The organism is Ureibacillus terrenus, assembly GCF_006569205.1.
GTDB classification, from domain to species: Bacteria; Bacillota; Bacilli; order Bacillales_A; family Planococcaceae; genus Ureibacillus; species Ureibacillus terrenus.
Genome location: NZ_VIGD01000001.1, coordinates 1 through 12,207, shown reverse-complemented (window position 1 = coordinate 12,207; position 12,207 = coordinate 1). Strand labels below are relative to the sequence as shown.

The 12,207-nt window shown below is 41.1% G+C and carries 8 protein-coding genes and 1 pseudogene; 6 read left to right on the top strand and 3 right to left on the bottom strand.

The genetic code is table 11. The features are described 5' to 3' along the window. Positions 1 to 81 precede the first annotated feature (81 nt). From leuB to leuD, 3 genes are read left to right on the top strand one after another with little or no spacing between them, the layout of a single operon-like run. Entirely contained in the window at positions 82 to 1,179 is a 1,098-nt protein-coding gene (leuB, locus tag FKZ59_RS00045) for a 3-isopropylmalate dehydrogenase (RefSeq protein ID WP_141600686.1), read from the top strand. A gap of 15 nt (positions 1,180 to 1,194) precedes the next feature. After that, positions 1,195 to 2,607 (top strand): 3-isopropylmalate dehydratase large subunit, encoded by a 1,413-nt coding sequence (gene leuC, locus FKZ59_RS00040; RefSeq protein WP_141600685.1) that lies wholly within the window; start codon positions 1,195 to 1,197, stop codon positions 2,605 to 2,607. 17 nt (positions 2,608 to 2,624) lie between these two features. Then, positions 2,625 to 3,218, top strand: coding sequence for a 3-isopropylmalate dehydratase small subunit (leuD, locus tag FKZ59_RS00035; RefSeq protein WP_141600684.1), 594 nt, complete (start codon positions 2,625 to 2,627; stop codon positions 3,216 to 3,218). A gap of 102 nt (positions 3,219 to 3,320) precedes the next feature. On the opposite strand, the gene FKZ59_RS00030 is transcribed toward leuD, so the two are convergent. From FKZ59_RS00030 to FKZ59_RS00020, 3 genes are all read right to left on the bottom strand, one after another. Continuing rightward, entirely contained in the window at positions 3,321 to 4,337 is a 1,017-nt protein-coding gene (locus FKZ59_RS00030; protein ID WP_141600683.1) for a C39 family peptidase, read from the bottom strand. A 486-nt stretch (positions 4,338 to 4,823) separates the two neighbouring features. Next, entirely contained in the window at positions 4,824 to 5,939 is a 1,116-nt protein-coding gene (gene yfkAB, locus FKZ59_RS00025; protein ID WP_141600682.1) for a radical SAM/CxCxxxxC motif protein YfkAB, read from the bottom strand. 127 nt (positions 5,940 to 6,066) lie between these two features. Beyond that, entirely contained in the window at positions 6,067 to 7,980 is a 1,914-nt protein-coding gene (locus FKZ59_RS00020) for a right-handed parallel beta-helix repeat-containing protein (RefSeq protein ID WP_181733108.1), read from the bottom strand. A gap of 277 nt (positions 7,981 to 8,257) precedes the next feature. On the opposite strand from FKZ59_RS00020, the gene FKZ59_RS00015 reads away from it, so the two are divergent. The 3 genes and pseudogenes from FKZ59_RS00015 to FKZ59_RS00005 all read left to right on the top strand — a co-directional run. Further along, positions 8,258 to 8,812 (top strand): hypothetical protein, encoded by a 555-nt coding sequence (locus FKZ59_RS00015; RefSeq protein WP_141600680.1) that lies wholly within the window; start codon positions 8,258 to 8,260, stop codon positions 8,810 to 8,812. A 304-nt stretch (positions 8,813 to 9,116) separates the two neighbouring features. Next, positions 9,117 to 11,828, top strand: a complete 2,712-nt coding sequence (gene acnA, locus FKZ59_RS00010) for an aconitate hydratase AcnA (protein WP_141600679.1) — start codon at positions 9,117 to 9,119, stop codon at positions 11,826 to 11,828. A 234-nt stretch (positions 11,829 to 12,062) separates the two neighbouring features. Then, positions 12,063 to 12,207: pseudogene (locus FKZ59_RS00005) on the top strand (IS5/IS1182 family transposase); the annotation flags it as partial.

The window sequence follows — 12,207 nt, the reverse complement described above, 5'->3', positions numbered from 1 at the left end:
ATGCAAATGTTTGATGGCGTTTGTTAAACATTCGGAAGGTTCCTTTTATATTAAAATCTTCAATAGAAAGGTGTTTTTCAAATGGAAAAGAAAATAGCGGTACTTCCTGGTGACGGTATCGGTCCTGAAGTTGTAGCAGCCGCGATTCGGGTGTTGAAAGCTGTCGGCAAACGATTTAAACACGACTTTGAAATAGCATATGCAGCAATCGGAGGAGCTGCCATCGATCAATTTAATACGCCCCTTCCGGAAGAAACGATTGAAATTTGTAAACAAAGCGACGCGATTTTATTGGGAGCTGTAGGCGGGCCAAAATGGGACCATAATCCGCCTGAATTGAGACCTGAAAAAGGATTATTGCAAATCCGCAAAACGTTTGATTTATTTGCAAATCTGCGGCCTGTAAAATCCTTTCCAAGTTTATTAGAATCTTCTCCTTTGAAAAAAGAAGTGGCAGATAATGTGGATCTGTTGATTGTACGTGAGTTGACAGGCGGCATCTACTTCGGGGAGAAGAAACGCACGGAAGACGGCGCAAGCGATTTATGCATCTATAGCCGCAAAGAAATTGAACGGATTGTAGACAATGCTTTCGAACTTGCCAAATTGAGAAGAGGCAAACTTTGCTCTGTAGATAAAGCGAACGTGCTTGAAACTTCACGTCTGTGGCGTGAAATCGTGGATGAGAAAAAAGCGCAATATCCGGAAGTGGAAGTGGAGCATAATTTAGTGGATTCAGTCGCAATGAAGCTCATCACAAATCCAAGCCATTATGATGTCATTGTGACAGATAACATGTTCGGAGATATTTTGAGCGATGAAGCATCCGTCATCACAGGTTCATTAGGCGTATTGCCATCCGCATCCATCCGTGGAGATTCATTCGGTCTATATGAACCGGTACATGGATCTGCTCCTGAGATCGCGGGATTGGGCATTGCGAACCCGGCAGCAACAATCCTTTCCGTCGCGATGATGCTTCAATACTCCTTCGGCATGAAAGAAGAAGCGGCGGAAATCGAACGCGCAGTCAATGCCGTATTTGAAGACGGATACTTTACAAGAGATCTTGCAACAGATAAAGAAAAAGCTTTAACGACAGATGAATGGACTGACAAAGTCATCGCTGAAATCGATACAAGTTTCGTTTCAGACAGCATCATGGAATCATATATTTAAAGGTTGGTGGTAAAGATGGCAAAAAATATTATTGAAAAAATCTGGGAATCACACGTAGTTCATCGGGAAGAAGGAAAACCGGATCTATTATATATCGATCTTCATCTAATTCACGAAGTAACGTCTCCACAAGCCTTTGAAGGATTAAGACTTGCCGGAAGAAAGGTTCGCCGTCCGGATCTTTGCTTTGCAACGATGGACCATAACGTACCGACAAAAGATATTTATACGGTGAATGACCCGATTGCGAAAAAACAAATGAGCACATTGGAGAAAAACTGTGCTGAGTTCGGCATTCAACTTGCAGGCATCGGTCATCCGGACCAAGGAATTGTCCATGTCATCGGACCTGAATTAGGTTTGACACAGCCAGGAAAAACGATCGTTTGCGGTGACTCCCATACGTCCACACACGGCGCGTTTGGAGCATTGGCTTTCGGAATCGGTACTTCCGAAGTGGAACACGTTCTTTCAACTCAAACATTATGGCAAAACAAACCGAAAACAATGGAAATCCGCGTCAACGGCAAACTCGGCTTTGGCGTAACGGCAAAAGACATCATCTTGGCAATCATTGCCAAGTGGGGAGTAGGTTTAGGCACTGGATATATTATTGAATATACCGGTGAAGCGATCCGCAATTTGTCCATGGAAGAACGGATGACAATCTGCAACATGTCCATCGAAGCGGGGGCTAAAGCCGGCCTGATTTCTCCGGACGAAAAAACGGTTGAATTCTTGCGTGGCCGCCGATTTGCTCCGAAAGAAGAATTTGATAAAGCGGCTGAATATTGGTTAAGCCTTGCATCTGATCCGGGATGCACATATGACAAAGTGCTTGAAATCGACGCAAGTGAAATTGAGCCATATGTAACTTGGGGAACAAACCCATCCATGGGTACAGGAATTTCCGGAAGAGTGCCGACTGTTGACGACTATGAATCCGAAACTGATAAGCAGGCATTAAGAAAAGCACTTGAATACATGGGATTGGAAGAAGGTCAGCCAATCACTTCCATTGAAATCCAGCATGTGTTCATCGGATCTTGTACAAACTCCCGTTTATCCGATCTTCGTACAGCAGCCCAAATCGTAAAAGGCAGAAAAGTGGCACCGGGCGTGCGTGCAATTGTTGTTCCTGGATCCTACTCGGTGAAAAAAGCCGCTGAAGAAGAAGGATTGGATAAAATCTTTATCGAAGCCGGTTTCGAATGGCGCAACTCCGGATGCTCTGCCTGCCTTGGCATGAACGAGGACATCATTCCATCAGGCGAACGTTGTGCATCCACTTCCAACCGGAACTTTGAAGGACGTCAAGGAGCTGGAGCTCGCACACACCTCGTAAGCCCGGCAATGGCCGCAGCGGCAGCAATTGAAGGACGCTTCGTCGATGTCCGCAACTATTTGAAACAAGAACAACAAGCTTAATGAAAGGGCGGGTATAAATGGAGCCAATTAATATCGTCAAAAGTGTCATCACACCATTAGATCGCAAAAATGTGGATACAGACCAAATCATTTCAAAAGAATTTTTGAAACGAATTGAACGCACAGGATTCGGCAAATATTTGTTCTACCATTGGCGTTACGACGAAAATGGAAACGAGAATCCGGATTTCGTATTAAACAAACCTGAATATAAAGGTTCACAAATTCTTGTGGCACAGGACAACTTCGGTTGCGGTTCATCCCGCGAGCACGCGCCTTGGGCTATTTTGGATTACGGCTTCCGTGTAATCATTGCTCCAAGCTTTGCGGATATCTTCCATAATAACTGTTTTAAAAACGGGATTTTACCTGTGAAATTAAAAGAAGAAGAAGTGGATGAAATTTTAGCAAAAGGACTGCAAAAACCATACACAGTGGAAGTAAACTTGACAGAGCAGACAGTAACAGGGGAAGATGGTGCCGTTTATCATTTCAACATCGACCCATATTATAAGGAAATGTTGTTGAACGGTTGGGACGAAATCGCCTTAACGTTCAAATATGAAGATAAAATCAAAGCATATGAGGAAAAACGGATTGTATTTAAATAATGGGTTCAAAGGGCGTCTTAGTTATCGCCGTTTGGTTTCAGAATAAAAAAGCGGTCTCTATAAAAAGAGCCGCTTTTTTAGTTTCATACGGAAAGTCCATGGTTACAAAACCACCATAGCGTGGGATCCTAATTGTTCATAGCGGAGGAAAAATGTTTTTTCATCCACCTTTTCGATGCCTTTTAAAGGATTCATGATCGTCACTTTTCCTTTTTGATGGCCGATCAAAACCACCACATGCAAGTTTTTGTATACAACATGTTTTCTATTGGTTCCCTCGATTACCCAAGAAGCGAATTTCTTCGGTTTTTTCCAATCAATGGTCACCCATGTTAAAACAGGCACTCCGGAATGCACATAATCAATGATTTCTTCTTTCGTGGCGTTTGTGATATCCAGAGCCCGAAATCCGACATTCTTCTCGGTTAAAATTTTATTGGCCGCATCAACGAGCGGTGGTGCAAAAACGTAATAGCCATCATCGTGATCTTTCGGATCGCCTGCATAGGCCTGATTAGGGTCGGGACCGTACAACACACCATTTTTTAAATACACTTTGGACTTCGGCAAATATTCATTCAAGTTTAATTTATCCATCTTGATTCCATAATAATTCAAGATGGCAGTTAATGAAGTGATTTCACAACCATTTGGCAATTCAGGGTTTTGAAGGACTACCGGCACTTTTAAATAATCTTTCGGGGAAGCATTGAACGTTTCAATACGTACCGTTGGATGCTCCGGATTAAATACTATGCTTTCCCGGGATTGTTCCATCCATTCCCCTTGTTTTGTGATGCGGTAAATGACAATATCATACAATCCCTGAGGTGAGACTTGTTCAAAATAGGCCATTCCGTTTTTATCGGCGATTCCCCGCTCAATTTCTTGTTGGGTTTCCACATCGAACAATGCAACACCCAGGTTCGGTACGCCTTGTCCGCTGGAAAACTCTACGGTTTGAACCGTCAATACTTCCGAAGGCTTTTCGGTAGAAGTAGACAAGGCGCTAAATTGTTGTTTACCCGTCATTCTAATTTCCTGGCTTTCCATGGAAGTTGAACAACCTGACAGAAACAGAATGGATAAACTAAACAGAATGAATGGATATGTTCTCATTTGGATGCACTCCCTTGAATTGCATCTGTTGTAATATTTCCAACTAAATGGTTCATCGGATGATCCTGAAAAAACTTTATCTTATTATTGCTTTTCCGGATAAAAAAATACTTTCGCCGCAGGAAGAATAATATGATAAACCGGCTAATTTTGCGAAAAATGATTAGAAACTGGTCCAATTATTGATTGAAGCAATTACCAAATTAAAGAAAATTATAATAACTAAATTAAACGTTGATATTAAACGAAAGCAGGGAAGTCAATCGGTCGTTTTCCAACATGATTAAAACAATGCTGAGAGGATGGAAATAATATTTCCTGGATGGATGTTCATCTATTATATCGGCCATTCATCAAATTTTAAAAGCGGATTTGATTCTAAGAAGGGATTTTGTCCAATCTGCTGGATGCTTCATTATAAAGAGGATTTTATGTATACGGTAAAAAATAAAAGGGATGGCATTGACTCCATCCCTTACTCACTTATTAAATTGCTGAACCACTTTCAAATTTCTTTGTTGGATAATACATATTTTTAACGAGCACATTTGGTCCCAAACATTTTACTGCAGGACAATGGCAATTCAAAGATTTTGCCACATCCGTTTCCAGCCATTTTTCAAAAATGTCCGTCAAGGAATCAGTTTGTACATTTCCCAGTGGCGGCATGTCGCCAAAATCCGTCACAATCACATCGCCGGTAAAAATGTTGATATTTAAACGGGAACGGCCGTCCGGGTCATTTCGCACTGTCACATTTTTCGCTTCTTTCAATCGTTTTAACAGCGCTTGATCCTCTTCCTTAGGACTGCAATGGTAAAAAGGCAGGGTACCAAATAACATCCACGTGTTTTCATCACGGATGTCGAGCAGATGATGAATTGTTTCCCTGATTTCATCCAATGAAAGGCTGGAATCAGTCAAGGAGGAAGCGAAGTCCGATGGATACATAGGATGTATTTCGTGGCGTTTGCACTTCATTTCATGTACCACTTGATGATGAATATGGTCGATATAAGGCACCGTTTTTCTGTTCAGCATCGTTTCCGCAGAAACCATGACTCCATGGTCGCTTAACGCACGGGCATTTTCAATCATACGCTCTAACAATTTGGCCCGCTGTTCATAAGTCGGTTTCCGATCCATCATGGCAAAACCGGTTTCCACGAACTCATCAACCGTTCCCCAGTTATGGGAGATATGGAGAACATCGACATATGGAGCGATTTCCAAATAACGGTCCAAATCAAGGGTTAAGTTTGAATTGATTTGCGTGCGAATGCCCCGTTCATGGGCATATTTCAAAATCGGTTTGACGTACCGTTCAACCGATTTTTTGCTCAGCATCGGTTCTCCGCCGGTGATGCTCAAAGACCTGAGCGTCGGAATTTCATCCAATCGCTTTAACAACAAATCAAGAGGCAAAGCATCCGGATCTTTTGTTTGCAATGTATATCCTACTGCGCAATGGGCACAGCGCATATTGCACAAGTAGGTGGTTGTAAATTCAATATTCGATAATACAAGTTTGCCGTATTTCTCAATATCCAAATAACTTTCCCACGGATCATAATGAGGCGTAATTTTTTCTAGAGTCGTCATAGCTTTCGAATCTCTTCCTTTCCAACTATCTATTTTCTCACAGATTCCAAGTTTCGCAAACTAAAATTTCTTTAGTTAGAACATTTTTCACAAAAATGCAATTTACATGAACAAAACAACAGTCCCATCAATAATCGGAGTTATTGATGGAACTGTTGTTTTCGCTGTAATAGACGTCCCCGTATTTGTTCTCGACGATTGTTTTGACGATTTCGATTTTCGAATGATTAAGAGCTTGCACATTATAGCGGCATTTTTCATTTCGGATCATGCTGTTTTCCACATAAATCCTTGATTGATTTTGGGCATGCAAATCCGAATGCTCCCCATCCGTTAACTGTACGCTCAGAAGCTCCAAAGTAGAATCGTTATCGATCCAAATTTGTGTCTGGGCATGTTTGGAAATAAAGCTTTCCTGAATATACACTTCGCTATGGTTTTGGATAAATAACGCATTTCTTTTCCCTTGATAGATTTCGGAATTATTCAAAATCACGGAACTATCATTGACGACTATTTGCGCCAAATCATGCTTGAAAATTTGGCTATGGTAGAAGAAGAAATTGGAATTTTTCAAAACCTTTACTCCATACGATTTTCCATTATATATTTGGCAATGCTCAAATTTTGCGGTGGAATGTTCCGTAATTTCGATTTGGACATTCATGCTGTCGTGGAACCTTGAGTTTACTGCATGCATCTTGCAACGCTGTATAAGAAATATGCTTTTTCCCCGATGGAAATCGGTATTGCAGATATATATTTTCACTTTTGTTTTGCTGGCGATATGCGGCATTTGATTGTGATGGAAGTTGCACCCATCCACTTCCACATGGGAATGGTTGATCGCCAAAATACCGTTTCCGTTGTTATCAGAAACTTCGCAGCGATACAATTTCAAAATCGCCCGGTCGACGTTGAAAGCGGAATTGTTGTTTTGAAGAACATAGCATTCCACGAGCATGCATTCCGATTTTTTTTCCACAAGTATTCCAACATGGCGTCCGCTCACAATAAAACAATCCTTCATGGAACAAATGGATTTTTCCGAAACAACCACTTGGAAGGATAAATGGTTTTTAATAATCGTTTCACTGCAATTGACAATTGAATCTTTGCCGATGAAAATGCCATTTTCATGTCCGGAATGGATTTCGCAACGTTCAAAATGGGCAATTGATTTTTTCTTTGCTTGAACATTCGTTGATTGATGGTTGGAAATTTCGCAGTGGGCAAAAAATCCTTCGCTTTCATGCAACATGACGCCGCATTCTTTCCCATTTTGAATCGTGCAATATTTTCCGGATACTCTGCTGTTTTCAATAAACAATTGTACAGAAGCATTGGAATAGAGAATTGTCGAATGCAACGTCACTTCCGAATCGGCCTTGGCTGCAATTCCCAGGCCATCCCCGCTTTCTATAGTGCTTCCGTCGTCGATATACGTTGCACCTTCCGCCAAAATCTGTGTGTCAATATGATGATGAAAATGGCATTTTTTTGTTTGTACAAAAGATCCGTCCGTAATCCATAAACTTTTTAATGCATTGGAGCCTTCACATGATTCCAGGTAGGCTTTTGACTGCTTGATGAACAGATGTGTGTCCCCGTTAAACCGAAACTTGCAGCCCTTAAATATTCCATTGCTGTTGTTCAATAATGCAATGCCCACTTCTCCGGCTTTTTTAAATTCGCTTTCGACAGCTTTGATATATCCGCCGTTCACGGTAATCAATACATCCGTATTTCCTTTGATGATGCAGCGCTCAAAAATTGCTTCTCCTTCAATATACAATTGGGCATTGGGGGAAAGGGTGATCTGCCGGAAAATCACACGGACGTTTCTCGGAATGATCAGCATGCCTTCGACTACGGTCTGGCCGCTTGGATCCCCTACTAATGTCACATCTTTATCTATTTGAACGGATTCCTTATATTTTTTCGGAAATAGTTGAATGATTTCTCCATCGGCTGTTTTCGTTAAGGTGCTTTTCAGTGTTTTGAATTTTGAGAACATCAAGTTATAGATTGAACGAATCATCTTATAACCCCTCCTAAAAGCTTCCGTACACTTATTCTCACTAAAAAATTGGAATTCTAATCCTTTTTTGTTGAAACTGAGCAAAAAATTTAAGGATTCCGCTAAAATGGTATGTAATGATGTGCAACACGGATCGGAGGGCAAGTGAATCGGCATGGGGAAGCCGCAAAGTATTTACGAGGAAAGTGCTTCAGTTTCTTAGCCGAATATGCTTCATTTTATGTAAAAGGAAAATTTTATATTATAGCTTCTCAAGTCTGAAAGGGAGAGGACATCCTTGAATAACCGGATTGCAAGAATACTGTCGATCGCTCTGCTTTTTATCATTGCCGGATTTTTATACCAGCAATATTCAATCCATTTTTTCGGAGCCGGATATGATACGCCGGCGGAAGCGCTGCCGAAAGATCGGGATTATGTGTGGATAGACGGTCCAATAAATAAGAAAGAACATCGTTACTTCTTTTTGGCTGACGGCAAATATTACGGAACTGTTGTGGTCAAGAAAACCTGGAAAGGTTGGAAAGAGGGGGAAATTGTCCAAGGAAAGTGGCCGGAAGCAATAAAGGAAAACGAAATTTCGGCAGCCTACTCCGATGAAAAAATCCTTTTTGGGGCAATCAAGGGCAGGGGGAATATTCTGGTAGAAATAAATGGAACCAACGCGGAAATTGTGGAACTTAATGATATGCCAAAAATTGCGACGGATTTATATCAGGCAAATGAGTATTCTATTTGGTATGTAGAGCTAAAACAATTGGAAACCCGGGAGCATTTTGATATAAAAGTCAAAAATGAAAAAGGGAAAATAATCAGCGAATTATCTATTTAATCATTCATTTTTTAAAAAGGAATAATTATTCATAAAAAGTCCCTTTAATTTTTTGGAAGGTAAGTATAAACTATAATTGGAATTATCCAAAATATTCATGGATTTCATGAATGGTGCATTTTTTATTATTTCATTGAAATGTTGAATCTTTTGGAATAAAATTGAATTGGCCATCAGGTTCAATAAAAATCTCTAATGACAAAACATAATTTTAATGTAATTTACTTATGAATTTAAGTAAGTTATTATTGGTCATGGAGAAGAGAACTCGATAGCCTTTAAAACTAATATAGGGGGATTACATATGACAAAGAGCAACTTACACAACAGTCGCGCTTCTTTTGAACTGAACGGTAAAACTTACTACTATTACCGTTTAGCGGCATTAAAAGAAGCAGGCATTGCTGACGTATCACGTCTTCCTTATTCCATCAAAGTTCTTTTGGAATCTGTTCTACGTCAATATGACAACTATGTAATCAAAGAAGAACACGTAAACAACCTTGCAAAATGGGCTGAAGGTGCAGATCCAGAAGGTGAAGTTCCTTTCAAACCATCCCGCGTAGTTCTACAAGACTTCACTGGGGTTCCAGTAGTTGTGGACTTGGCATCTTTGCGTTCCGCAATGAAAGAACTTGGTGGAGATCCTGCTAAAATCAACCCTGAAATTCCAGTTGACCTTGTAATCGACCACTCTGTACAAGTAGACAAATATGGTACACCTGACGCATTACAAGTTAACATGGATTTGGAGTTCGAGCGCAATGCTGAACGTTATAAATTCTTAAAATGGGCACAAACTGCATTCGATAATTTCCGTGCGGTTCCTCCAGCTACAGGTATCGTTCACCAAGTAAACTTGGAGTATTTGGCACCTGTAATCCATGTTAAAGAAAATGAAGACGGTACATTTGAAGCATTCCCAGATTCAGTAGTTGGTACTGACTCCCATACAACAATGATCAACGGTCTTGGCGTTCTTGGCTGGGGTGTTGGCGGTATCGAAGCTGAAGCAGGAATGCTTGGACAACCATCATACTTCAGAATCCCAGAAGTTATCGGTGTGAAATTCACTGGTAAGCTTCCAGACGGCGCTACTGCCACTGACTTGGCATTGAAAGTAACTCAAGTATTGCGCCAAAAAGGTGTAGTTGGTAAATTCGTTGAGTTCTTCGGTCCAGGTGTTGCAACATTGCCGCTTGCTGACCGCGCGACAATCTCCAACATGGCTCCTGAATATGGTGCTACTTGCGGTTACTTCGCAATCGACAATGAAACACTTAACTACTTGCGCTTAACTGGCCGTGACGAAGAACATGTTCAAGTAATCGAAAAATACTTGAAAGAAAACGATATGTTCTTTGATCCAAACTTCGAACCGGTTTACACTGATGTGTTGGAAATCAACTTGAGCGAAATCGAAGCGAACCTTTCCGGTCCTAAACGCCCTCAAGACTTGATTCCATTATCTCAAATGAAAAAACGCTATCGCGAAGCTGTTGTTGCACCATCTGGCGTACAAGGCTTCGGTTTAACAGAAGATGAATTCAGCAAAACTTCCACAATCAAATTCGCTGACGGCGAAGAAGTGGAAATGCCTGCGGGTGCAGTTGCAATCGCTGCGATTACATCTTGTACAAACACATCCAACCCATATGTATTGATCGCTGCAGGTCTTGTTGCGAAAAAAGCGGTTGAACGCGGAATTAAACCGCCTCGTTGGGTAAAAACTTCTTTAGCACCAGGTTCTAAAGTTGTTACTGGTTACTTAAAACAATCCGGTTTGCAAGATTACTTGGATCAAATCGGCTTCAACACTGTAGGTTACGGTTGTACAACATGTATCGGTAACTCCGGTCCATTGCTTCCTGAAATCGAAGAAGCAATCAAAGCGAAAGATTTGTTCGTAACTTCCGTTCTTTCCGGTAACCGTAACTTCGAAGGCCGTATCCATCCATTAGTAAAAGCCAACTACCTAGCATCACCACCATTAGTGGTAACATATGCGTTAGCTGGTACAGTGGATATCGACCTTCTCAACGATCCAATCGCAAAAGACAAAGACGGCAACGACGTATACTTCAAAGATTTATGGCCATCTTCTGAAGAAGTATACAGCATCCTAAATCAAGTGGTTACGCCTGAACTGTTCAGAAAAGAATACGAAACAGTATTCACAGCAAACGAAAAATGGAATGCAATTGAAACATCAACTGAGTCTTTATACACATTTGATGAAAATTCAACATACATTCAAAATCCGCCATTCTTCCAAGGATTATCTAAAGAGCCTGAACCAATCAAAGAACTTAAAGGCTTGCGCGTAATCGCAAAATTGGGCGACTCTGTAACAACTGACCACATTTCACCAGCTGGTGCAATCGGTAAAGATACTCCTGCAGGTAAATATTTGATTTCTAAAGGTGTAGCAATCCGTGACTTCAACTCTTACGGTTCCCGCCGTGGTAACCATGAAGTCATGATGCGTGGTACTTTCGCAAACATCCGTATCCGCAACCAAATCGCACCTGGTACAGAAGGCGGATTCACAACTTACTGGCCAACTGGCGAAGTAATGTACATTTACGATGCTTGCATGAAATACCAAGAACAAGGCACTGGCCTTGTAGTACTTGCCGGCAAAGATTACGGCATGGGATCCAGCCGTGACTGGGCAGCAAAAGGTACTTACCTATTGGGAATCAAAACAGTTATCGCCCAAAGCTTCGAACGTATCCACCGTTCTAACTTGGTAATGATGGGCGTATTGCCGCTACAATTCTTGGAAGGCGAAAGCGCAGATTCTCTCGGCTTAACTGGTAAAGAAGAAATTTCCGTTAATATCACTGACGATGTAAAACCTCGTCAATTATTAACAGTTACTGCGAAATCCGAAGACGGAACTGTGAAAGAATTCCAAGCAATCGCCCGCTTCGATTCTGAAGTGGAAGTAGACTACTACCGTCATGGCGGTATCCTACAAATGGTATTAAGAAACAAATTAGCCGGAAAATAATTTTCCGCTGAAATTGAAAGCAGGTTGACTTGTTCAACCTGCTTTTTTTATGAACTCAGGAATCGGAAGGGAAGACATTTAAAAACGGCAGGGGAGCGGAGGAGAGAGAAAAAAATCATCCATCAAGAGATGGATGATTTCAGCTTGTAGACAAAGTCCCTAACTAGGGGCCAAATCTACAGGCTTTTTTTGTATAATAGGGATAGAATTCTTGGTTAACGGGGGAAATTTAGGATGTTATCGAAGCGTACTGACAATAATCGAAATCAATTGGAAATGGTGGCTCTTGATCAATTGGTTCCAGAAGATCATTTGGTAAGGAAGATTGAACAAGCCATAGACTTTGATTTTATTTACGATCTTGTCAAAGATACCTATT